The organism is Oleiphilus sp. HI0128, from assembly GCF_001635365.1.
Genome location: NZ_LWGG01001217.1, coordinates 1 through 1903 on the forward strand (window position 1 = coordinate 1; position 1903 = coordinate 1903).

The 1903-nt window shown below is 46.6% G+C and carries 2 protein-coding genes; both read left to right on the plus strand.

Going from position 1 to position 1903, the window contains the following annotated elements; translation table 11 throughout:
• The first annotated feature begins 318 nt into the window (after positions 1 to 318).
• On the plus strand, positions 319 to 1065 hold the full coding sequence (locus A3763_RS20540) for a hypothetical protein (protein ID WP_068514029.1): 747 nt from the start codon (positions 319 to 321) through the stop codon (positions 1063 to 1065).
• 17 nt (positions 1066 to 1082) lie between these two features.
• Entirely contained in the window at positions 1083 to 1895 is an 813-nt protein-coding gene (locus tag A3763_RS20545; RefSeq protein WP_068516736.1) for a crotonase/enoyl-CoA hydratase family protein, read from the plus strand.
• Positions 1896 to 1903: the final 8 nt, after the last annotated feature.

Genomic DNA, 1903 nt, shown 5'->3' on the forward strand with positions numbered 1-1903 from the left:
GATGAGCCATTTCGTATCACTGGACGACCCTAAATGGACACCGAGCCTTGACGACATGCCCACCGTTCTTAGCAACAAGCCCGCTCGTCCAACAATGAAACTCAACCCCGACCAGCAAAAGAAGCTACAATTATCTGCAGGCGTGTAGCACTTCTTAGCAGATAGTGACTCCGGCGTTGAGCCTTCAGCGCCCAAAACAGCCTTCAGCGCCAAAACAGCTCTCAACACCAGGCATTCAAAAATTCCACTCGATTCAGCGCCTGTCTTTCTATAGAATTCCAAACCTGTTCTATTGAGTATCAGGGATCCGCGATCACTATGAGCCGTGACAAGCTTCTTCACACCCATGCTTCTAGCCCTGCGGCCAAAAGGCTAAGAGAGGCAATGCTCAATTATCACGACTTCCAACAGCAATCAAAGCTCGACAATATCGACCACCACTTGGCAAAACTCGCTCACTGGCAAAGTGAGCGCTTAAAGTTCAGTCATCGCGATTTTTATCAATCAAGCGACTATCAAGACGGCTTATCCTTCCTGTTTACGGATTTATATTCAACCGAGGATTTCAGCGACCGCGATCGGGATCTTGAGCGAATATTTCCTAAAATGATCAAGCTTTTACCAAAAAAAATTCTTGAAACAGTGAGTCTTCTGGTAGAACTAAACTTACTTACTCAGCAGCTAGATCAGCGGCTTGCTGAAATCATATTTATTGAACACAACAGCAATGAGCTAAACGAGAAGATCTATTGTGAAGCTTATCGCGCTAGCGACAATCATGGCCAGCGACTATACCAGATACAACTGACTTCACAGCTGGGACAAAAACTCGACAAGTATGCGCGTAGCTCCGTCATCTTATTTACCTTACGCATGACCGAAGGTGCCGCAGAAATGGCTGGACTACAAGCACTTCATCAATTCTTAATGACCGGCTTTGAAGCCTTTCATAGCATGAAGGATGTACGCACGCTGATGAATACCTTAAGCGAAAGAGAAACCGTCTATCTCGATGAGATTTATCAAGGCAATAATCACCCCTTCAATTTTGACCTGAGCATATAAGCACAAAGGAAATACACATGACCGACCGCATCATTCTTGAACGAGTAAGGCTGGAGATTAAAGATCAAATTGCCTATGTAACCTTAGTTCGTGCAAGTAAGCTCAACGCACTCGATATAGCTATGTTTGAGGCCATTGCAAAAGTGGCTAAAGAACTTAAAAAGAACAAGTCTATCAGAGCGGTCATTCTATCTGGTGACGGTGATGCTTTCTGCTCTGGACTAGACATAAAAAGCGTTTTGAAAAGTCCGGTAGCCGCGCTCAAACTTTTGGTTAAACCCGGCACCAAGGCCTCAAACCTGGCCCAGGATGTCAGCTACCTGTGGCGCGATGCTCCCGTTCCTGTCATTGCAGTGACACACGGAAAATGCTGGGGAGGCGGCTTTCAAATCGCATTGGGTGCCGACTTTAGATACAGCACACCCGATTGCGAATTCTCTATCATGGAAGCACGCTGGGGTCTGATTCCCGACATGGGCGGCACACTAACGCTGAGAGAGCTGGCACCGATTGATATCGTCAAAGAGCTTGCGATGACGGGCCGAGTTTTCAATGCTGAAGAGGCTAAATCATATAACTTGATTACCCATATCTATGATGACCCGATGACCAAGGCAGTCGAATTCGCTGAAGAGATCAAACAGCGCTCGCCAGATGCCGTTGCCAGCAACAAGCTGCTTTTCAACAAAACCTGGCTTAGCACCATCAAACAGGCTTTAAATTGGGAAACAAAATTACAACGCAAGCTGATCGGTCGTTACAACCAGAGAGCAGCAGTCAGCCAAGGCACCAAAGGCGCGAAGCCCTTACCTTTTAAGAATCGCAGCTAAGCTTGAAT

Bases quoted from the DNA above. Each gene is read 5' to 3' on its own strand.
- A3763_RS20540 (WP_068514029.1), top strand. From the start codon at position 319: ATGAGCCGTGACAAGCTTCTTCACACCCATGCTTCTAGCCCTGCGGCC.
- A3763_RS20545 (WP_068516736.1), top strand. From the start codon at position 1,083: ATGACCGACCGCATCATTCTTGAACGAGTAAGGCTGGAGATTAAAGAT.